We start from the raw sequence: 19,224 nt of genomic DNA, 5'->3' as shown, positions 1-19,224 counted from the left end.
CTATTTGTCAATTCCTATCCTCAATCAAGGAGTATCGCTGATGTCAGGAAAGACCTTCTTCATCACCGGATCGAATTCCGGCTTCGGGCTGGCCATTGCGTCTGCGGCGCTTCAGGCGGGCCACAGGGTGATCGGCACTGTGCGCTCGCAGGCGTCGCGCACGGCGCTCGCCAAAACCCTGCCTGGCCTGCGGCCGGTCGTCTGCGACGTCACCGAGTTCGACCGTATCGATGATGTCGTCCGCCAGGCGGAGGAGGAGCATGGGCCGGTTGACGTGCTGATCAACAATGCCGGCTACGGCCATGAGGGTGTGCTCGAGGAGTCGCCGATCGAAGAGATGCGGCGGCAGTTCGAGGTGAACGTCTTCGGCGCCGTCGCCGTCGCCAAGGCATTTCTGCTGCGGTTTCGCGCGCGACGCCAAGGGTTCATCGTCAACGTCACCTCGATGGGCGGCATGATCACCATGCCCGGCATCGCCTATTACTGCGGCAGCAAGTTTGCGCTTCAAGGCATATCGGAGGTGATGCGGGCGGAAATGGCCCCGTTCGGGGTGCATGTGACGACCCTTTGCCCCGGTTCCTTCCGGACGGACTGGGCCGGACGATCGATGGTCCGCACGGAGCGGTCGATCGCCGATTATGATGGCCTGTTCGATCCAATCCGCGAGGCGCGACAGGCCGTCAGCGGCAAGCAGCTCGGCGATCCCGCCAAACTGGCCGCCGCGGTTCTGGAGCTCATCGAATCCGACAATCCGCCGCCGCAGCTGCTGCTCGGTAGCGACGCCCTCAAGCATGTGTCGGAGAGGATCGTTCGCCTGCAGCAAGAGATCGAGGCGTGGAAATCCGTTACCGTCTCGACCGACGACTGACGCGGAACATCAATCAGCCAGCCCTCATTGGATAATTTTCCCACCCTCGGCCGCCTCCAGCTTCCGCCTGAGCGCCTGTTCCTGTTCGTATGATTTATGCGGGAAATGCTCGAAGCACCACCAGCGCGTTGGCACGGCCGGGGATGGGCTGTTTCCCCAGCCTCCCCATTCTTTGCAGCCTGTGCCGTCGGCAAGCCGGTGCTCGCAATAATGTTCAACGATCACATTGGCGCCCGGCGCGTTCGAATGGCCTTCGATGCTCATGGATGCACCGTCCTCCGTTTCCCGCTCTTGATGCTCTCATAGATCATTTCCAGCCGCCTCGAGGCGACATAGGCACTGTCCTCGTATCCGGCTGACGGCCAATCCAATCGATTGCTGCCGTCTGTCGCCACGATCCAGAACCATCGATTGTCGATCCCTTCGCCTGCCTGTGACTGGAATATCCTTCCGATCTGGGTATCGCCGTCAAAAGCGACGTAATCGTCGCCGGGTTTCTCCCTCCAGGCGTGCCGCCATTTGTATTTGATTTCCCGGCCGCTGACATGTTCCCACGATTTCCAAGTGATTTGTTCTGGCATGCGTCGTCCCGTCCTCTCGCGAGGTATCTCTTTGACCGCATGGTTGATGGATGGCTCCCGCCCGAGCCGGTGAATTCAGATCAGCGTCGGTTCCGGATCGGGGTCGATCGGATCGATAATGTCAGCCGTGTCGTTCTTCGGCGAACCGACATTGCGGCCGATCGGCCACATGGTCATCAACTCCGCCGGGAACGGCTTCATCAGGTCGTTCGGATCGGGTTCCGGCGATAGCCAGCGTTCATAATCCTCCCGATGCAGGATGACCGGCATCCGATCATGGATCTGCGCCATCATCTCATTCGGTTCGCAGGTGACAATTGCGAAGCTCCGAGTCTCTATGTCATTGTCGCGCCGCGTCTCCCAGATGCCGGCGAGCGCAAAGGGCGAGCCGTCAGCCATGGCGATCGCATAGGGCTGCTTGTTCTTGCCGGTGCCAAAAATATCCTTCCACTCGAAGAAGCCGTTGATCGGCACCAGGCAACGGCGCGATCTGTAGGCCGAGCGGAACAGGCCGTTGGTGGCAATGCCCTCGCAGCGCGCATTGATCGGTGGGGGCCGGCCACCCGGCTTCATCCATGCCGGCATCAGACCCCAGCGCGCCGAGGCGAACACCGGCCCCATGATGTCAGGCTCGCGGACCACGTCGCGAATGATGATCGGATAATCCAGCGTCGGCGCGCCGTTGTAGCGCGGAAATCGGTTCCCGAGCGCATCGATCGCGCCTCGCTCTGCGAAGGCGAAATTGCGCACCAGTTCCTCAAGCGATGTCTTGATATAGACGCGGCCGCACATCCAAAACTCCATTCCGCATATTAGATGTTCTGATTATGTTCTGGGTGTTCGAGGCGAGTCAAGGCCGGTCGCTACAACCGATGCCTCCATCACTTTCGCTAGGGGCAAGGGGAAGCCTGTCACCTCTCCACCACCGCTGACGGCGGAAAATCTGCTTTGCGCTTGACAACCTTCCTACTGGAAGGTAGATACAGCCCATGAGCAATCTTTTGACGACCTCCGACGAAATCCTGGCCTCCGCGCGAGCGCTGATCATGACCGGAGGCTATAACGGCTTCAGCTATGCCGATATCGCTGCCGTCGTCGGCATCCGCAAGGCCAGCATCCATCACCACTTTCCGAGCAAGACCGATCTGGTGCGCACGCTTGTGGTGCGATATCGCGAAAATGCCGAGGCGGGTATCGCGGGCCTGGAGCAGCAGGTGCGGGATCCCCTGGCGCTCCTCCAAACCTATGCGGGCCACTGGGCCCAGTGCATCGAGGATGCAAGCAGGCCGTTTTGCGTCTGCGCCCTGCTTGCGAGCGAACTGCCGGCGCTGCCGCCGGAGGTCGCGGGCGAGGTCAAGGCCTTCTTCCGCTTTGCTTCGGCATGGCTGACTTCTGTGATGGAACGGGGCGCTCAGGGCGGGAGTTTGAAACTGTCGAGCGCACCGCGCGTCGAGGCTGAAGCCTTCATGGCCTCCGTCCATGGCGCTATGCTGTCGGCCCGGGCTTACGGAACCCCGGAGGTCTTCGCCACCATTCTGGCCCCCACCTTGCAGCGGCTCACTCCGACCGCCGCTCGATAAAGTTCCGGGCGGAATATAGCCCGGAGCGATAACCACGTTCAGCGAAACTACCAACTAGTAGGAAGAACGACATGATCAAGACCATTCTCCCCGCCCTCGTGCTGGGGCTCACCGCTATCGCGTCGGCGGCCCTTCCAGCGGCGCCGGTCCATGCCGAAGACCAGAAACCCGAGCAGGTCCATGTCAGGGGCAGCATCGTTACCTACAGCGGCTCCGCTCTCAAGGTGAAGACCCGCGAAGGACAGACCGTCGATGTCACCCTCGCCGACGGCTGGAAACTGGCGAGCGTTGCAAATGCTGCGGTCACCGACATCAAGCCGGGCGACTTCGTCGGCATCGCATCGCTGCCCAACGCAGGCGGCGGCGACGGCGCGCTTGAAGTGCTGATCTTCCCGCCGGCGATGAAGGGTGCGGGTGAAGGCAGCTATGGCTGGGACCTCAAGCCCAACAGCAGCATGACCAATGCGACCGTGGCCGACGCCGTCAAGGGCGTCGACGGCCGCACCGTCACCGTCTCCTATCACGGCAAGGAAAAGAAGATCGCCATTCCGGACGGCACGCCCGTCGTGACCATCGCTCCGGCCACCAACGACGATCTCGTTCCCGGCGCCGCCGTCTTCATCCCCGCCGAGAAAGCCGCCTCAGGCCCCCTCGCCCATCAGGTGCTTGTCGGGAAAAATGGCGTGGTCCCGCCCATGTGACCACGTCGTCGCCGGTCGGCCGGGCCGCCCCCGGTTCGACCGGCGATTTACCAGGGAATGCCGCCTGACCAGCAGCCGATGGACCCGAACGACGGAGAACACCGTCTCGACAGCCGCCCGGCAATGCTCGGGCAGTTCCGGCAAGCCCAGGAAACCAGTCTCGATGACGGACGCCGCCGCTCATGACGGTGAGCCGCCCCCATCAGACCAACACCATCACATTCAGGAAAGAGATCATGATGACCGATTATTCAACCACCGTCGCGTCTGGCGACAGGGAACAGTGGCTGACCCGCTATTACTTCACCCGCGCAGCCTTTTCCGCAATCTGGGTCGCAGCCGCCTTGACGGCCGGCCAGCAGTCGCTTGCCGTCGCGGCCGCCTTGCTGATCCTCTACCCGGCCTGGGATGCCGCCGCCAACCTGGTCGACGCATCGCGGAATGGCGGCCTGGCAAACAACCGCAGCCAGGCAATCAACGTCACCGTCAGCGCGGTGACGACCGCTGCCGTGATCGTCGCCCTGACGATGAGCATGAACTGGGTTCTCGGCGTCTTTGGCCTCTGGGCGATCTTTTCCGGCCTGCTGCAGCTTGGAACCGCTGTCCGGCGCTGGAAGACCAATGGCGGCCAGTGGGCGATGATCCTCAGCGGCGGCCAATCCGCGGTGGCAGGCGCGTTCTTCATCGCCCAGGCGCAAATGCCGGAACCACCCTCCATTGCCAACATCGCCGGATATGCCGGCCTCGGCGCCTTCTACTTCCTGGTCTCGGCCGTCTGGCGGAGCGTCACGCAGATGCGGCGGAAGCGGGCGTGAGCCGACATGCGCCAATCGCGATGTGACACCGTCGATCAGCGGGGAGCAACTGCCCCGTCGGGGAATTTGTGATAGTTGCAGGCGTTCATTGAAAACAACGCCACATCATCACCGATTTCGCGGCGCGAAAGCTCCCATTCGAAGGTGTCATGGCCATCGAAACCGTAAGATAACGCCATCGTGGTCAGTTCCCCGAAAGGCCCTGGGGGATACACGGCACCGTACACCGTCGCCTCCTTTCCCGGGAATTTGCCTTTGATAACTCTCTTGATCTCCAGATCTGCCCTTATCCACCGCGTCGGAGAGTCTTTTGTCCCTATGAAACCAGATTCGCCGATCGACAGCGATTTCACGCGCGCCTTAACCACGATCTCCGCTTTCGCCAGCAATTCATCCTGAGCAGGACATTTCGGCGTTCCGGCGGCTGGCCTTAGACCAATAGCCAATAGAGCAAGAACTGCTGTGAAGCACCGTCGCATATGCGGGTTCAGGATCACTCTCGGCATCCTTGTCGGCCTCGTCCTCCGTCTTCCCGGCCGCATCGGGCCTGTGGTTGTCATTGGCGGCGGCGAGCGCCGCAAAGTCCTCTCGCGCCATGCGGCGACCGATGATCCGGGCCAGCGTCAGCGCCGCGCGGTCGATGCGTTGCCATGTCTCCGCCTCCGGCTCGCCGTCCGCACCGTCATTGCCGTTGGCCGGGACGGTCTCGTCCGGCTTCTCGTCGTCATCGCCTTCCATGTCGCCGCCTGTTTCTCGGTTCGAGTCAAACAGACATCAAGCGGCGGCAAGAGTAGAACCGAAAGCCAAATCGCAGGCCGTGCGGTCATGGCGAAGAAACGGCGGCAAATCGGTGGGATCGCTCCGCGCTATGCCGCCTTCGGCAAGGGCTTGGCACGATCGACCCGCGCCCGCTCCTCGGGCGAATTCATGACGCTCCACAGATCGCTGCGACGCTGCGTGTTCAGCCAGAAGTCCGGGCTGTTGCCGAACACGCGCGCCAGAATGAGCGCGGTCGCCGCCGTCACGTTGCGCCGGTCGTTGCAGAGTTCGTTCACATGCTTGCGCTGCACGCCCATCGCCTCGGCAAGCACCGCCTGCGTCAGGCCGAGCGGCTGCATGAACTCTTCCGTCAGGATTTCGCCGACCGTGGCCGGTTTGCGTGTGGTCATCAACATGGCGTCACCTCATCGATAGCTGTGGTCGTCGAGATAAACATCCGACGCTTCGCCGCGACCGCCGTCCCATCGGAAGATCAGCCGCCACTGCTTGTTGACGCGGATCGAATGCAGGCCGTCGAGCGTGCCGCGCAGCTTCTCGAAATGATTGCTGGGTGGCACACGCAAATCCTGATCGGTCATCGCGTCGTCGATCATCTGGAGCTTGCGGAACAACCGGCTTTCGAGATCGGACGGAATGTTGCGGGAGTGGATATCCTCCACGAAAAAGGCCCGCAGCCATTCGTCCTGAAACCCGACGATCATTCCACGCCTCCAATGCTTAGTTGATGTACCACTCTATGGGTCATTCGGCAACCGCTTTTTTCTTCGGAACTGGAGCGCCCGCAAATGCTTAAAGCCATCTATCGACGATGGCGCGCAAAGCGGATGGGCCACAACATGAAAGATCAATACCAACCGATCTACACATGGCGCGAGACCTGGCCTGGAGAAGGACATCAGGATTTTAGCGGCTTCGACGGCGACCAGTCTTTCGGCCGCGTCGAGCTTGAGAACGCGGCTGACCTGAAACCCGGCCTGTGGAAGTGGAACGCTACCCACCTTCCATGGGTGCGAAAGGAGATCATGCCTCGCAGCGGCTCGGAGCAAACCTCGCGAGAGGCATGCCGCCGGGTCGAGGAACATTATGAGAAGCTGAAGGCGCTTCACCGGCGGTAGGCCGCATCAATTGATAGGGCCTCAGTCTCGCGTCGCTGGTTCTCTGCCATTGAACCTACCCTCCGTCATCCCAGGCCTTGAGCCTGGGATCCATGCCCGTTGCTAATGGAGGCCGGTGTGGATCCTCGGGTCAAGCCCGAGGAAGACGGAGCGCGGAGTGGCGGCTGGAGCAAGGACAGGACGCATGCGGGCATGATCGGCGACAGTTCATACGGTCGGCGACTTTGTTCTACCGAAACGCGCAGCGGCGGTGTGACCGCACTCACCGCCTTGTGTAAGTTTTCAAAAAGCGGTTAGCTGCCATCGTTAACTATGCCTCGTGCGCTGAGACGTGTCCGCATTTTGGGGGAAATCTCGTGCACTGGTCTAAACCCCTACGACTGCATCTCGGTGTCCTGGTCGTCGCATCGCTGCTTTGCACGTCGACGCCCATCATCTGGCTGGCGTTCAGGCAAGGAAGCGATGCTGCCGTCAGTGCGGGCATGCAGCAGATGCGCGAGATGAGCCTGCGGCTGATCGAGGGGTACCGCAATACGCTGCAGGGCGGCACCGAGGCGGTGGCACTGGCATCGACCCTGCCGCAGCTCGCCTCCCCGCCGCCCCAGGATATCACGGCGAAACAGCAATTCTTTCTGGAGGTTCTCAGAAACGTCCCCAACGCGACGAGCGTCTACACCGGCTATCCTGACGGCTCGTATCTGCAGGTCATCAACACGCAAAGGCAGGATGTCCGCCGGATCCTCGCAGCACCCGATGGTACGGCTTTTGCGGTCCGCACGATAGCACGAAGACAGGGCCCGGACGTCATATCGACGTTTCGCTTCCTCGACCGCCAGGCAAGGCCGATCGCCGAGCGTGACGTCGACTATGCATCATTCGATCCGCGGCAACGCCCCTGGTACCAATCCGTCATCCAGCACGGCGAGGAAGTATCCGTCGGACCCTATGTCGCGGGAACGCTGCAGCTTCCAACGCTGACGATCGCAGCACCGATGAGAGACGACGATCAGGTTGTCGTCGGCATCAACATCCACCTGATGACTGTCAGCCGCCTGCTGGATGCGCAGGAGATTTCGCCGCGGGCGCGCGCTTATATCATCGATGATGCCGATGATCTGATCGCCCATTCCGACCCGGCAATCATGAACAGGCTTCTCGGCGTATGGTCGAAAAATGCCGATGGCGCCGTTGCCGTCGATACGACGACCGACAGTTACGACACGAGCCTCGAAACGGTGGCGAGGCTCAGGCGTGATCCGGCCTTTGCAAATGGCGGCGTGGTGCGGATCGATCTCGATGGCGAACGCCAGATCCTGCAGATCGCCCCCGTCGGCGTGTCCGGTCTGTTCAAGGGAAGCGTTGCCGCAATCGTCGTGCCCCTGGAAGATCTGGTAGCTGAAGCCAATCGGCTGCTCCTGCACAATCTCCTGATTGCGGCCGCCTTCGTGATCGCGGGCGTCGCCGCCTCGGTGATGCTCTCACGCATGGTCAGCCGTTCCCTCTATCGCCTCGCCGACGAGGCGCGCAGGATCGGCGATCTCGACGTCGGCGAAAAAGGCGTCTCCCACTCCTGGATATCGGAGATCAACACGCTGGCAAGCGCGCTGGCGGCAAGCCGTCATGCCATCAGCCAGTTTGCCCTCTATGTTCCGCGTGAAGTCGTCAGGCGGATCGTCAATCCCGAGGGACGAGCCGTCGTCAAGGCGCAGCGGCAGGATGTGACGGTGCTGTTCACCGACATCCGCGACTTCACCACCATCTCCGAGCAGCATTCGCCCGAGGATGTGGTCGATACGCTGTCGGCCTATTTCGAAGTCTTAAACACCATCGCCGAGTGCCATGGCGGCACTGTCGTGCAATATCTCGGCGATTCCATTTTCGTCATGTGGAACGCCCCTGTTCCGGATGCCAGCCATGCCGAAAACGGCTGCCGGTGCGCGCTTGCCATGAAAGCGGCGGTCGACGAGTTGAATGAAGCCAACCGCCGGAATGGCCGTCCCGCGCTCATCACCCGATTTGGATTGCACACCGGCCCGGCAGTGGTCGGCAGCTTCGGCGCGATTTCCAGGCAGCAGTATACGGCCATGGGCGATACGATCAATGTCGCCTCACGGCTGGAAGGACTGAACAAGGAATTCAACACCTCGATCCTGGTGAGCGCCGCCATCCACGAGGCCGTCGGCACCCGCTTCGCCCTTCGCCCGCTGGGCCTGGTGCAGCTCAAGGGGCGGGCCGAGAAGGTCGATTTATGGGAACTTGTCGGGGAAAGCCTGAGGACGCAGGAATGAACGAGGCGTTCGGGTTGCTACCAACGGCAGCTTTGCGCCCGCCGCCAGCGGCCTTGTGGCGTCGTAAACTTTCTCTATTTCTTTCGTCATTAATCATGACCTCCAAGGGTATCGCCAATGGGATGGGAAGCACTCGGGCAATGGGGTGAAGACGCGGTTCGCATCGAACGGCTCACGGGTGGCGTTGCCAACGACGTGTGGAGCGTTCGCGTCCATGGGCAGATCGCAGTCGCTCGTCTCGGCTCCAGGAGCGACGCTGATCTTAAATGGGAAGCCGAGCTGCTCCAACACCTCGACCGTGAAGGCATGACCGTTCCGGTACCGATCCCGACGACTGACGGCCGGCTGTTCGTGGACGGGCTGGTGGTGATGAAATACATGGAGGGCGGACCGCCCGAGACGGGGTCCGACTGGCGTCGCGTCGCCGACACGCTGCGCGAGCTGCATCGGCTGACACAGGGCTGGCCGCAGCGCCCGGGCTGGCGATCCTCGAGCGACCTCCTGCATACTGAGACCGGAACGAGGATCAACCTGACCGCGATGCCGCCTGAGGGCGTTATTCGATGTCGAGCAGCGTGGGCGCGGCTCATCGGGCGTCAGACATGTGTTGTCCACGGCAATCCCAACAGCCCCGGCAACATCCGCATGACTGCAGATCGGGTCGCGTTGATCGACTGGGATGAGTCACATGTCGACGTCCCCGACCTTGACCTGGTGCTGCCCGACAACGCTGCCGATCTCGACGACGGCGCACATGACATCGCCGCGCAAGCCTCGGCCGCATGGGAAGCCGCCGTCTGCTGGCGGGACGAATACGCAGTCAAGCGGCTTGCCGAGGTTCGAGCGGTCTAAGATCGACAGGCCGCATCCACCCGTGAATTGCGCCATCGCCGGCGGAACATGGGTTGGCAGCGGACTTCAGGAAGCAGCCACGCTGCGCCAATTCCCTGGTTCGTCACTGTTTGCGGCATGGCCGAATGAGTCGAGCTGTCACATGCTCGCGCTGAGCGTGACGAGAAGTTCATCCAACTGCTCGAACTGCTCCGGCAACACGTCTTCCATGCCGACGAAAGACTGGTCGAGCGCTTCCTTCGAGGGATAGAGTTCCCGCAGTACCAGCAGCGTCCTGCCGTCCTCTTCCTCGAAGGTCACCGTGGTGACGGCGCCCTCCTCCCCGCCTTCGTCATTGGTCCAGACGAGGCGCGATGGCGGCGACACGTCGAGATACTTGCCGAAGAAGGCCATGGCGTCCGAAGCGTCGTGTCCGAACGTGATGCGATAGCTGCCCCCGGTGCGAACATCCATCTCGCAGGAAAGAATGGGCACGCCCATCGACTTCGGCGCCCACCACAGCTTGAACAATTCGGGCTTGGTCCACGCGTCGAATACGAGGCGAACCGGGCCGTTGAAGGTGCGCGTCACCACGAGTTCAAGCTCGGATCTCCGTTCGACCGCCGTGCGGCCGTTACTCGCTCTGTCCCCCATCGACTTTCTCCTTCCGTTTCAGGGCCTCAATGACGTCATCAAGCGCGTCGAAGCGTGCGTTCCAGATCTGGCTGCGCGCTTCGATCCAGGCCGCCTCTTCCTCGAGCCCGCGTGAGCCGAGCCTGCAGGTCCGCACACGCCCGACCTTCTCCGTCGTCACCAGCCCCGCCTGCTCCAACACGCCGATGTGCTTCTTCATGCCCGTGAGGGTCATGTGGAACGTCCCAGCAAGCTCCGTGATCGAAGCATCAGCACTGCCGAGCTGCTCCAGAACGCCGCGTCGCGTGGCGTCTGAGAGCGCGGCAAAAGAGGCGTCAAGGCGATCTGTCGAATACTGAACCATATAGTTCAGTGTTTAGCACGCAGATCGGCGTCATGCAAGCGGCCGAGATCGGCCCCAGGCGATCGGCGCAGATATCTCGGCGTGGAAGTCGACGCCCCAGCCTCCCTCATTCCTGTGCCTGTCACAGGAATCCAGTGCGCCCAAGTCCTTGGGCGCGATAGACTTTCTTGTTTGGATGAGAGTCATTCACGGCACGGACGCGCCGTGGCTGGATTCCCGTGACAAGCACAGGAATGAAGGAGGAGAAATAGGCGCCAGCCAGTTCTCGCAGTGCGGCGGCCACCGGCCAAGCCTTCAGACCTGATCTGACGACCCTGTTTGATGAACCCCTGCATCGATGATCGCCTGGACAACAAGCGCGATGCGTCTGTCACGCATGCCGGGCCTGATGCGGCCTGCACGTTCGAGCTCGGCAAGTCCATGAAGGGCTGCCCAGAAGGTCTCGGTCACGATCTCCGCATCGGCACAGAAGGGAGACACGGCAGCAGCGATGGCGTCGAAACCGGCCCGAAGTTCCGATCTCGTTTCAACCTCGGCGAACTGCAACTGGGTCGGCAGGATAAACATCGCCTCGTAGAGTGCCGGGCGACTGAGGGCGAAGGCAAAATAGGCCATGGCGACATCCATGAGGGGCTCTCGTCGTCCCTTCGCCTCGCCCGCCGCATCCTGGAGAACGGTTGCAAGCTCCTTGAAGCCCTCGACTGCGACCGCTGCAACGATGGCGTCCCTGTTGGCGAAATGCGAATAGAGGACCGGCTGGCTGTATTCGATTTCCGTGGCCAGGCGGCGGATCGTCACCGCATCCCATCCTTCGCTCTCGGCGACGGCACGGGCCGCCGCGACAATGCGATCTTCGCGCTCGGCCCTTTCCCGAGTTTTTCGCTCTGCGCTACCCATTTCCAAAATCTCCACGGCCGGCAGATCAATAGCGAGGATTATATCCACGCTTGACAAACTAGCAATGCTAGCGCAGTTATCTATCAACGCTATTTTATATAGCATCGACAGAAGGAGTGCATAATGCAGTGGCTGTTAAATGGGACAGGGTTGCTGATTGCCCTCGCGATTATCGCGATCGGCACCGGCTATATTGCCAGCCCGACGACGACGATGCGCGGCTTCGGCCTGCCGCTGCCTGAAGATGGCCCAAACGTCGCCTGGTGGCTTCGCCTCAAAGGGGTGCGCGATATCGTCGCCGGATTGCTCGTGCTGGCGTTCATGGTGTGGGGCGTTGAGCGCGAGGTCGGCATCGTGCTTTTGATCGAAGCGATGATCCCCGCAGGTGACATGCTGCTCATTCTCGCCGCGAAAGGCTCCACCAAAAGCGCCTTCGCCATTCATGGCCTGACGGCAATGATCATGGTCCTGGTTGCCATCCCGATGATGATCGGGGCTGACTGAGATGGTTCACCTTCTTGCAATCTGGTTCCTGGTTGTCGCATTCGCTGGCGCCGGCCTCGTCAACGCCATCGGTACGTCCGGGACGCAAGATGATTTCGCCCGCTGGGGCTATCCGCGCTGGTGGGGCATCGTCACCGGTGGACGGGAAATATCGAGCGCCGTCCTGATTGCGCTTCCTGCCAGTCGCATTGTCGGCGTGGCGCTTGGGGCGGTCATCATCGCGGCTGCGGTTTTTACGGTTCTCCGCCACCGCGACTATGCACACCTAGCGCCGCTCAGCGTCTTTGTCACCCTGATTGCTCTTGCCGCGATCTCATCTTGAGCACGATCGGCCGCTTTCACCGACTGGCGTGGGCAACCCGCCCCCACCCTCCGTCATCCCAGGCCCTGAGCCTGGGATCCATGCCCGCTGCTGATCGAGGAGGCCAGAGTGGATCCTCGGGTCAAGCCCGAAGAGGACGGAGCGCGGGGTGGCGTCTGCAGCAGGAACATCGACGTATCCCGACATGATCGGGTGCGCATCAACAACGGTTTTTGCCCCGTGATTTCGCCCATGCAAAACCGTTGACATTGCGCTGCGTAGAATATATCCATGTAGCTATATAGCTAGATGGTGATATATGGACGACAAGCTCGATGCGATTTTCTCCGCACTCGCCGATCCCACGAGGCGAGCAATTCTTGGGCGGCTTGCGAACGGCAAGGCGACGGTGGCTGAACTCGCTGATCCCTTCGAGTTGTCTCAGCCTGCCATATCAAAGCATCTCAAGGTCCTGGAACAGGCCGGATTGATCCGCTCCGGCCGTGAAGCGAATTCGCGTCCCCGCGTGCTCGAGCCGGCTGCGTTGAAGACGATTGCTGATTGGGTCGCCGATTACAGACGCCTCTGGGATCAAAGCTTTGATCGTCTCGATGACTATCTGTCCAAGGTACAAGGATACGACAATGACTAATCCAGAGACCGACACCGACAACACCCGCGACTTGGTTCTTGTCCGAAGGTTTGATGCCCCATGCGATCTGGTTTTCAGGGCATGGACCGACCCGAAAGCGTTGGTGCAATGGTGCGGCCCTCACGGTTTCAAGGCGGTGGGCGATCGGCTTGATGCCTGGCCCGGCGGTAGACACCGCGCCTGTCTGATCGCGCCAGATGGAGAAGAGCATTGGGTCGGCGGAAAATATCTGGAGGTCGAGCCGCCGCATAGGCTTGTCTTCACACATGCCTGGGAGCTTGCAACCGGCGAAAACAGCCCGGAAACGGTCGTCACCATCACGTTCAGGGAAAGCGACGGAGGCACGGAAATGACGTTTCGGCAGAGTGGGTTTGATAGCGCATCGTCACTAAAGGGTCATGAGGACGGCTGGTCGCAAAGTCTCGAGCGGTTGAGCTTCTTTCTCGGGACTAGACCCCAAGGGCCGGATCATGCCTAAGGCGGCGATGAAGCTCTATTACTGTGAGACGCTCAATCCCCGGAAGGCCTGCGCCGCCGCTCGTTATCTCAAAGCCGACGTCGAGTTCGTCAGGGTTGACCTGGCAAGCGGAGAACAGCGTACCGCAGAATTCCTGGCGCTTAACCCGAACGGGAAAGTCCCGGTGCTGCAGGATGATGCCGGAACTTTATGGGAAGCGAACGCCATCATGTGCAGGCTGTCTGACAGCGTCGCATCGGATTTTTGGCCGCATGACCACCGGCAGATCGATGCGCTGCGCTGGTTGAGTTGGGATGCCAGTCATTTCACCCGGCACGGGGCAACGCTATGGTTTGAAACCTTGATCAAGCCGTTGTTCGGCGGGCAGCCTGACGTCGCCGTGATCGAAGATGCAAAGACCAGTTTTCGGCTCCATGCTCGCGTGCTCGACGATCATTTGGCCAAGAACAGCGTCGCGGTCGGGGAAACACTGACTGTGGCAGATTTCGCATTGGCCGCTGCACTTCCTTATGCGACTTCTGCTGAGATTCCACTCGCCGAGTTTCGGCATATCCAAGCGTGGTACGGGCGGCTTGAACAACTGGATGCGTGGCGAAACCCTTTCCCGGCCTAAGAGGGCACGGCCGAAGGACCCTTTGCCAGGGTGAAAGGCGTTGGCAAAGGCACGTGAATTTATCGAGATCGGCTACTGATCTATTGGCTACGTTACTGGAGATGAAGCATGTTCACCCACGTGATGATTGGAAGCAACGACTTGGAGCGGGCCAGAAACTTCTACGACGCCACGTTCGCTGCATTGGGAGGCAAGCCCGGCGAGATGGATGCAAGAGGCAGGCTGATCTATGTCCACGAGGGTGGTCGGCTGATGATCACGAAACCGATTGATGGCAAGCCGGCGACCGTAGCCAACGGTGGGACTATCGGTATCGCCGCCGCGAGCCCCGACCATGTTCTAGCGTGGCATGCCGCCGGTACTGCGCATGGTGGCACAGCGATCGAGAGCCCGCCACGGGAACGTCCGAACGGGTCATTCGTCGCATATCTTCGCGATCCTGACGGAAATAAATTGACCGTACGATCGCAGCCGACGAAGTGAGTTAGCCTTCAGCAGCGCCTACTGGACAGCATGGTCGAGAGCGACCGATGTGCCATCAGGAGGCCAGAGTGGATCCTCGGCTCAAGCCGGAGGAGGACGGCGCGCGGGTGGCGTCTGCAGCAAGAACAGCGACGTATGCCATAATCGGGCGCCATCAACACCGATTTTTGCCCTGCAATTCGCCCATGAAGGCCTCGCCGAGGTCTCGGACACGCGCTCTCACTTTCCAGCCATCACTTCTGCCACCGGAGCGCCGGAGACATCCTTCGCCACCTCTGATATCAACGACCGCAGCCACCGGTGGGCGGGGTCGTTTCGATAGCGGACATGCCATGCCAGCTCGACCGGGAAGCGGCCGAGATCGACCGGTGCGGGCAGGACTTTGAGACGCGGGTCGCGGGCAAGGCGATGGCAGATCAGCCGGGGCAGCGTGGCGCAATAGTCGGTGACGGCCACCATTTCCGGGACCGCCAGGAAATGGGTGACGGAGACCGAAACGTCGCGCCTGAGACCGGCCTGCTGCAGCATCTGGAACAGGCCGACGCGCATCCGGCCGGGCGGAAGCACGTTGACGTGCCGCATCCGCTGATACTGTTCCTCGGAGATGCTTTCGGCGATCTCGGGATGATCGCTGCGCACGACACAGGCCAGTCCATCATCCATGAGATGCTGCACGACCATGTTATCAGGCGGCTCGACGATCCGGCCGAGCACCATTTCCGTCGCCCCTGAGATCGCGCCGGTCTCGGCCAGATCATTGCCGAAGGGCGTCAGGCGAAGCCTGATCCCGGGAGCGCATTCGCGCAGCCGCGCCACGATCACCGGCATCAGGACGAACTCGACGTAGCTGTTCGGGGCGATGGTGAACTGCCGTGTCGCTCGCGCCGGATCGAACGCCTGCTGACCGAGAATGACGTCATCCAGGCTCGCCAATGCGCTGCGGATCACCGGAGCAAGTGCCTGCGCCATTTCAGTCGGCTTCATGCCATAGCGCTCGCGGATGAAGAGCGGATCGCGCAGCGTCTCGCGAAGGCGGTTCAAGGCGTTGGAGACGGCCGGCTGCGTCATGCCCAGTTGTTCGGCTGCGCGCGTGACATTGCGCTCTTCCATGAGCGCCACGAAGACAGGCAGGAGGTTGAGGTCATACTTCATCCAGATATATTGCCGAATGCATAACTGAAATCAAAGAAATAAATTTCAGGAATGATGGCCGCCGAGGCATGATCCCCCTCATCGAAAGCAACCGATCGCATCTGTCTCGAAAGGATCCCCAGATGAAAATCCTCATGGTTCTCACCTCGCACGACCAACTGGGCGACACCGGCCGGAAGACCGGCTTCTGGCTCGAAGAGTTCGCCGCCCCCTATTATGCCTTCCGCGAAGCCGGCACCGACATCACCGTCGCATCGCCGAAGGGCGGACAGCCGCCTCTCGACCCGAAGAGCGACGAACCGGGCTTCCAGACCGACCAGACCCGCCGCTTCCATGCCGACCCGGATGCCCAGGCCGTGCTCGCCTCGACCGTAACGCTCGCTTCGGTCTCTCCCGAAGATTACGACGCCGTCTTTTATCCGGGTGGCCATGGCCCGCTTTGGGATCTGGCGGAAGACAGGAATTCGATCGCCCTCATCCAATCGCTCTATCAGGCCGGCAAGCCCGTCGCCTTTGTCTGCCACGCTCCGGGTGTGCTGCGCCACGTCAAGGCTGGCGACGGCAAGCCGCTGGTTCAGGGCAGACACGTCACCGGCTTCAAGAACTCCGAGGAAGACGGCGTTGGCCTGACCCAGGTGGTGCCGTTCCTGGTCGAAGACATGTTGAAGGAGAATGGCGGCATCTATTCCAGCGGCGACGACTGGTCGTCCTATGCTATCAAGGACGGCCTGCTCATCACCGGGCAGAACCCCGGTTCATCGGTGGAGACCGCCGGCATTCTGCTCGCCGCCGTGACAGCGGCAAAGGCCGCGTGATCAACAAGTCGGGATAGAGCCAAGGGCGCCGGTGGGAAACCCGACGCCCGGCACCTCCCCGCAGAAGCGTCTCGACGCTTCCCTTCAGGGTCCCCAGTATCTGACACACGGCGGCTGGTCGGGGATAAACCCATGACCAGCCGCACTGTTATTTGTGTTTCGGCGATACTCAGAGCTTTCCCTCTGCCAGCAGTTCGCGGGTCCGCTGGAGACCTGCCCCGACGGCGATTTCGCGCGTACGATCGGCAGCCCGCTGCTTGGTCTGGACCTGCCCATAGAAGGTACGATCTAACCCAACCGGATGATTGTAATCACCGGTCTTGGCCACAACTTTCCGCGCTGAAGAAAATGGTTGGCGGAGAAAAGGTGGTGGCTCCCAGCCGTTACACTTCGACGACAAGGAACGGCTCATCGGGGATGAATCAAAAACGCTTGTGGCCTGCCCGCCTCAGACTGACCGAACTGCTGTCTTACTCATTCTTGGCCAATCGAACGCGGCCAACTACGGTGGACAACGCCACAGGTCAAATTATGGCGCTCGCGTTGTAAACGCCTTTGACAAACGATGCTTCATCGCGGCGTCGCCACTTCTTGGATCGACCAATACCAGGGGAGAGTACTGGACGCTTCTTGGGAACAGTTTGATCGCATCGGGACAAAATGACAGCGTGATCCTCGCACCTCTCGCATATTCCGGATCTGAGGTCGCACGATGGGCGGCAGGTGGTGACTTCAATCCCGTGCTGGTCGATACGGTGAAACAGCTTCAGGGTTCCGGTTACCGGATAACGAACGTCCTCTGGGTGCAAGGAGAGGCGGACCTCGTTATGGGCACCACTGCGAAGGCCTACCAGGAACGTTTCATGTCGATGGTTGACACGTTGCGTCAGCACGGCGTCGAAGCACCCGTTTACATTTCGATTGCATCGAAATGCCTCGAACCGAGCAATGGCGGCTTCAAGGAGCATATTCCAGACAATGCGATAGTACGGGCGCAACTGGCCCTGGCAAAAAGCGGTCACGGTATCCGAGAGGGCGTAAATTCCGACGCGTTACTCGATGCAGACGACCGCTACGACGATTGCCATTTCGGGGGAACAGGCGGGGAGAAAGCGTCCCGGGCCTGGCTGAACCTTCTGCGCTCCGATGGCCGCCTGGAAAGCTCGCGATAGTCTTGCCTGAACCGATTTTCCCGCCTTCGCGAGCCATATGGATGCCAGCAAAGATTAGGTGAGCGCGGCGCCGGCAAGGCGCTTGTCCGCTTTGACCGACAAGCGGCTCGGCCCATGGCCAGCCCCGTCCTTCGAGGCCCTTTCGGGACACTTCAGGATGAGGCTGGAGAAAGGTCGCAGCCCTGTTGCTTGTGTTGCGGCGATGATCAGAGTTTTCCCTCTGCCAGCAGTTCGCGGGTCCGCTTCAGCGTCGACAGCAGGGCGGCCTTGTAGCCCGTTTCGCCGTCGAATTGCGCCTGCTCGGCCCGCTCCTCCCGGCCGTTCGGCTCTTTACCGCGCAGGCCGAGATAGCAGTAGAAGCGTAGCTGCAGCTGACCTGCTTCATCCTCGAAGAGCTCATTGATGATCGCTCCCTCGCGTGGCCCCGTTGCCTGAAAGAAGGTGACCTTGCTTTGCTGGTCGAGGGTGATGATCTCGCGCAGATCCTGCCCGGCAATCGTCGCCTCGCGCACGAAATGGGTCGGGCTTTCCTCCACGACATCGCAGCGGGTGCAGACCGGCGGGAAGAAAGAGCCGGGCGTCGCGCGCCTTGCGTTCGAGACCTCGCCAGGCCTCGGCGCGCGTCAACGGGGTTTCGCCTTCCGGGTTCACCGGAACTGTGGCTGTGGAATAAATCATGGTGATCGTCCTTTCGAGATCGCTGTAGCTGCCTCAGGCGGAGGCAACGGTTTCCGAGGCGAAGGCGCGATAGGAGTGCAGCGGGCGGCCGAGCAGCTTTGTCAGGCGTTCGACGTCACCGGCCTCGGGCAGCATCCCGTCGGTCAGGAAGCGCTCGCCCATCAGGCGCATGTCGTAGGCCATCCAGGCGGGCATGAACTGCTTGAGATTTTGCTCGAAGCCCTCGGTATTGTCGCCGCCGTAGTGGATCGGGCGGGCGAGCACGTCTGACCAGATGGCGGCGATATCCGTTCCGGTCAGTGTCTGCGGACCGACGAGGTTGATCCGGTCAAGCGCCAGCGGCTCTGCAGACTGTTCGCGGCGCAGCAGCTCAAGGGCGGCGATCTCGGCGATATCACGGACGTCGATCATGGCGAGACCCTTGGGCCCGATCGGCATCGGGTAGGCGCCGTAGCCGGTGATGACGTCTTTGACCGTCAGATCGTTCTGGATGAAGTAGGCCGGGCGCAGGATCGTCGCCTTGAAACCCATCTTCTCGATCATCCGCTCGACCCCGAACTTGCCGGCGAAATGCGGCACGTTCACGTAGAGGTCGGCGTGGATCACCGAGAGATAGACGATCCGCTCGATGCCGGCCGATCGGGCGACATTCAGCGCAATCAAAGCCTGGGTGAATTCATCCGGCACCACGGCGTTGAGCAGGAACAGCGTCGACACGCCAGACATGGCGTTGCGCAGCGAGTCGACGTCGAGGAAGTCGCCCTGCACGACGCTGACACCAGCCGGGAATTCGGCTTTCGACGGGTCGCGGGCAAGAGCGCGGACATCGGCGCCGCGCTTGACGAGGTGTTCGACGACTTGGCGGCCAACATTGCCTGTGGCGCCGGTGACGAGAATGGTCATGGTCTTTCTCCGTGTTGGGT

26 protein-coding genes and 2 pseudogenes are annotated in these 19,224 nt (G+C 61.2%); 15 read left to right on the top strand and 13 right to left on the bottom strand.

Going from position 1 to position 19,224, the window contains the following annotated elements; translation table 11 throughout:
* Window positions 1-40: 40 nt before the first annotated feature.
* Complete coding sequence (locus AC245Y_RS04335) at window positions 41-868, top strand: oxidoreductase (protein ID WP_017993316.1); 828 nt, start codon at window positions 41-43, stop codon at window positions 866-868.
* Window positions 869-892: 24 nt separating this feature from the next.
* Here the strand turns inward: AC245Y_RS04335 and AC245Y_RS04330 are convergent, their stop codons facing one another.
* The 3 genes from AC245Y_RS04330 to AC245Y_RS04320 all read right to left on the bottom strand — a co-directional run bounded on the left by AC245Y_RS04330 (window position 893) and on the right by AC245Y_RS04320 (window position 2,241).
* Window positions 893-1,132: a hypothetical protein gene (locus tag AC245Y_RS04330; RefSeq protein WP_017993315.1), complete on the bottom strand. Its 240-nt coding sequence runs from the start codon at window positions 1,130-1,132 to the stop codon at window positions 893-895.
* Window positions 1,129-1,449 carry a hypothetical protein gene (locus AC245Y_RS04325; RefSeq protein ID WP_017993314.1) on the bottom strand — a complete coding sequence of 107 codons (321 nt, stop codon included), beginning with the start codon at window positions 1,447-1,449 and terminating at the stop codon, window positions 1,129-1,131. The genes AC245Y_RS04330 and AC245Y_RS04325 overlap by 4 nt, the downstream gene beginning before the upstream one ends.
* A 75-nt stretch (window positions 1,450-1,524) precedes the next feature.
* Window positions 1,525-2,241, bottom strand: a complete 717-nt coding sequence (locus AC245Y_RS04320; protein ID WP_017993313.1) for an SOS response-associated peptidase — start codon at window positions 2,239-2,241, stop codon at window positions 1,525-1,527.
* Window positions 2,242-2,438: 197 nt separating this feature from the next.
* On the opposite strand from AC245Y_RS04320, the gene AC245Y_RS04315 reads away from it, so the two are divergent.
* The 3 genes from AC245Y_RS04315 (at window position 2,439) to AC245Y_RS04305 (ending at window position 4,545) form a co-directional block, all read left to right on the top strand.
* Complete coding sequence (locus AC245Y_RS04315) at window positions 2,439-3,029, top strand: TetR/AcrR family transcriptional regulator (protein WP_017993312.1); 591 nt, start codon at window positions 2,439-2,441, stop codon at window positions 3,027-3,029.
* A 71-nt stretch (window positions 3,030-3,100) separates the two neighbouring features.
* Window positions 3,101-3,730 carry a hypothetical protein gene (locus AC245Y_RS04310; protein ID WP_017993311.1) on the top strand — a complete coding sequence of 210 codons (630 nt, stop codon included), beginning with the start codon at window positions 3,101-3,103 and terminating at the stop codon, window positions 3,728-3,730.
* Window positions 3,731-3,966: 236 nt separating this feature from the next.
* Window positions 3,967-4,545 carry a DUF308 domain-containing protein gene (locus AC245Y_RS04305; RefSeq protein WP_172643732.1) on the top strand — a complete coding sequence of 193 codons (579 nt, stop codon included), beginning with the start codon at window positions 3,967-3,969 and terminating at the stop codon, window positions 4,543-4,545.
* Window positions 4,546-4,580: 35 nt separating this feature from the next.
* On the opposite strand, the gene AC245Y_RS04300 is transcribed toward AC245Y_RS04305, so the two are convergent.
* From AC245Y_RS04300 to AC245Y_RS04285, 4 genes are all read right to left on the bottom strand, one after another.
* A complete protein-coding gene (locus AC245Y_RS04300) occupies window positions 4,581-4,934 on the bottom strand; it encodes a hypothetical protein (RefSeq protein ID WP_017993309.1) in 354 nt (117 codons plus the stop codon).
* Between the two features lies 1 nt (window position 4,935).
* Window positions 4,936-5,283, bottom strand: a complete 348-nt coding sequence (locus tag AC245Y_RS04295) for a hypothetical protein (RefSeq protein WP_012756495.1) — start codon at window positions 5,281-5,283, stop codon at window positions 4,936-4,938.
* A 128-nt stretch (window positions 5,284-5,411) separates the two neighbouring features.
* Entirely contained in the window at window positions 5,412-5,720 is a 309-nt protein-coding gene (locus AC245Y_RS04290) for a HigA family addiction module antitoxin (RefSeq protein WP_017993308.1), read from the bottom strand.
* Between the two features lie 9 nt (window positions 5,721-5,729).
* Entirely contained in the window at window positions 5,730-6,026 is a 297-nt protein-coding gene (locus AC245Y_RS04285) for a type II toxin-antitoxin system RelE/ParE family toxin (RefSeq protein ID WP_012756493.1), read from the bottom strand.
* Between the two features lie 135 nt (window positions 6,027-6,161).
* Between AC245Y_RS04285 and AC245Y_RS04280 the strand changes: the two genes are divergently transcribed.
* The 3 genes from AC245Y_RS04280 to AC245Y_RS04270 all read left to right on the top strand — a co-directional run bounded on the left by AC245Y_RS04280 (window position 6,162) and on the right by AC245Y_RS04270 (window position 9,580).
* Entirely contained in the window at window positions 6,162-6,440 is a 279-nt protein-coding gene (locus tag AC245Y_RS04280; protein WP_026157280.1) for a hypothetical protein, read from the top strand.
* Window positions 6,441-6,796: 356 nt separating this feature from the next.
* On the top strand, window positions 6,797-8,728 hold the full coding sequence (locus AC245Y_RS04275; protein ID WP_017993306.1) for an adenylate/guanylate cyclase domain-containing protein: 1,932 nt from the start codon (window positions 6,797-6,799) through the stop codon (window positions 8,726-8,728).
* 117 nt (window positions 8,729-8,845) lie between these two features.
* A complete protein-coding gene (locus tag AC245Y_RS04270; RefSeq protein WP_017993305.1) occupies window positions 8,846-9,580 on the top strand; it encodes a phosphotransferase enzyme family protein in 735 nt (244 codons plus the stop codon).
* Between the two features lie 138 nt (window positions 9,581-9,718).
* On the opposite strand, the gene AC245Y_RS04265 is transcribed toward AC245Y_RS04270, so the two are convergent.
* From AC245Y_RS04265 to AC245Y_RS04255, 3 genes are all read right to left on the bottom strand, one after another.
* Window positions 9,719-10,213 carry an SRPBCC family protein gene (locus tag AC245Y_RS04265; RefSeq protein WP_017993304.1) on the bottom strand — a complete coding sequence of 165 codons (495 nt, stop codon included), beginning with the start codon at window positions 10,211-10,213 and terminating at the stop codon, window positions 9,719-9,721.
* Entirely contained in the window at window positions 10,194-10,556 is a 363-nt protein-coding gene (locus tag AC245Y_RS04260) for an ArsR/SmtB family transcription factor (protein ID WP_012756488.1), read from the bottom strand. The genes AC245Y_RS04265 and AC245Y_RS04260 overlap by 20 nt, the downstream gene beginning before the upstream one ends.
* 294 nt (window positions 10,557-10,850) lie before the next feature.
* The gene (locus AC245Y_RS04255) at window positions 10,851-11,453 is read right to left on the bottom strand and encodes a TetR/AcrR family transcriptional regulator (RefSeq protein WP_017993303.1); all 603 of its coding nucleotides are present in this window, start codon (window positions 11,451-11,453) and stop codon (window positions 10,851-10,853) included.
* A 123-nt stretch (window positions 11,454-11,576) separates the two neighbouring features.
* On the opposite strand from AC245Y_RS04255, the gene AC245Y_RS04250 reads away from it, so the two are divergent.
* From AC245Y_RS04250 to AC245Y_RS04225, 6 genes are all read left to right on the top strand, one after another.
* On the top strand, window positions 11,577-11,957 hold the full coding sequence (locus tag AC245Y_RS04250) for a DUF4267 domain-containing protein (RefSeq protein WP_017993302.1): 381 nt from the start codon (window positions 11,577-11,579) through the stop codon (window positions 11,955-11,957).
* 1 nt (window position 11,958) lies between these two features.
* Window positions 11,959-12,279 (top strand): DoxX family protein, encoded by a 321-nt coding sequence (locus AC245Y_RS04245; RefSeq protein ID WP_017993301.1) that lies wholly within the window; start codon window positions 11,959-11,961, stop codon window positions 12,277-12,279.
* Between the two features lie 298 nt (window positions 12,280-12,577).
* Window positions 12,578-12,910 carry an ArsR/SmtB family transcription factor gene (locus AC245Y_RS04240; protein WP_017993300.1) on the top strand — a complete coding sequence of 111 codons (333 nt, stop codon included), beginning with the start codon at window positions 12,578-12,580 and terminating at the stop codon, window positions 12,908-12,910.
* A complete protein-coding gene (locus AC245Y_RS04235; RefSeq protein WP_017993299.1) occupies window positions 12,903-13,388 on the top strand; it encodes an SRPBCC family protein in 486 nt (161 codons plus the stop codon). The genes AC245Y_RS04240 and AC245Y_RS04235 overlap by 8 nt, the downstream gene beginning before the upstream one ends.
* The gene (locus AC245Y_RS04230; RefSeq protein WP_017993298.1) at window positions 13,381-14,001 is read left to right on the top strand and encodes a glutathione S-transferase family protein; all 621 of its coding nucleotides are present in this window, start codon (window positions 13,381-13,383) and stop codon (window positions 13,999-14,001) included. Before AC245Y_RS04235 ends, AC245Y_RS04230 begins: the two co-directional genes overlap by 8 nt.
* Window positions 14,002-14,109: 108 nt before the next feature.
* Window positions 14,110-14,484 (top strand): VOC family protein, encoded by a 375-nt coding sequence (locus AC245Y_RS04225; RefSeq protein ID WP_017993297.1) that lies wholly within the window; start codon window positions 14,110-14,112, stop codon window positions 14,482-14,484.
* A gap of 219 nt (window positions 14,485-14,703) precedes the next feature.
* Here the strand turns inward: AC245Y_RS04225 and AC245Y_RS04220 are convergent, their stop codons facing one another.
* Window positions 14,704-15,636 (bottom strand): LysR family transcriptional regulator, encoded by a 933-nt coding sequence (locus AC245Y_RS04220; RefSeq protein ID WP_017993296.1) that lies wholly within the window; start codon window positions 15,634-15,636, stop codon window positions 14,704-14,706.
* 122 nt (window positions 15,637-15,758) lie between these two features.
* Between AC245Y_RS04220 and AC245Y_RS04215 the strand changes: the two genes are divergently transcribed.
* Both AC245Y_RS04215 and AC245Y_RS04210 read left to right on the top strand, forming a co-directional pair.
* Window positions 15,759-16,451, top strand: coding sequence for a type 1 glutamine amidotransferase domain-containing protein (locus AC245Y_RS04215; protein ID WP_017993294.1), 693 nt, complete (start codon window positions 15,759-15,761; stop codon window positions 16,449-16,451).
* Window positions 16,452-16,772: 321 nt separating this feature from the next.
* Window positions 16,773-17,623: pseudogene (locus AC245Y_RS04210) on the top strand (sialate O-acetylesterase); the annotation flags it as partial.
* A 206-nt stretch (window positions 17,624-17,829) separates the two neighbouring features.
* Here the strand turns inward: AC245Y_RS04210 and AC245Y_RS04205 are convergent.
* Window positions 17,830-18,301 (bottom strand): annotated as a pseudogene (locus AC245Y_RS04205) (AtaL-like protein).
* 33 nt (window positions 18,302-18,334) lie between these two features.
* Complete coding sequence (locus AC245Y_RS04200; protein WP_017993292.1) at window positions 18,335-19,204, bottom strand: SDR family oxidoreductase; 870 nt, start codon at window positions 19,202-19,204, stop codon at window positions 18,335-18,337.
* Window positions 19,205-19,224: the final 20 nt, after the last annotated feature.

Source organism: Rhizobium sp. SRDI943, from assembly GCF_057653695.1.
This window is presented reverse-complemented; position numbering and strand designations above follow the sequence as displayed.